The following is a 233-nucleotide window of genomic DNA, read 5'->3' as shown; positions in this document are numbered from 1 at the left end:
ATCGATGCGGGAGGGACGATCACTCCTGCCGCGCGCCGCGCGCCGTCGTCTGCCGTCGGTGATCGGACGATCCTCAGCGTCGGAGAGATGCTTGGGTGCGAGTATCGCCGGATGCTCGCGGCAATCCTTTCGACGACATCTCCTGTGGCAACGAGACCGAGCCGATCTGAGAGCGCAACGACCTCGGGGTGTATCACGTTGCACACGGCAGCCAGAGCACGGCCAACGTCCTC

At 64.8% G+C, this 233-nt stretch carries 1 protein-coding gene; it reads right to left on the bottom strand.

Annotation, left to right across the window (positions count from 1 at the left end; all coding sequences use genetic code 11):
* The coding region (locus KVT44_RS57285; protein ID WP_217577229.1) for a hypothetical protein at positions 1–197 on the bottom strand (197 nt) is incomplete at its 3' end.
* Positions 198–233 lie beyond the last annotated feature (36 nt).

Source organism: Streptomyces sp. GbtcB7 (assembly GCF_019091445.1).
Classification (GTDB): Bacteria; Actinomycetota; Actinomycetes; order Streptomycetales; family Streptomycetaceae; genus Streptomyces; species Streptomyces mirabilis.
Note: the sequence above shows the minus strand (reverse complement) of the source record. Positions and strands in the feature narration are given on the sequence as shown.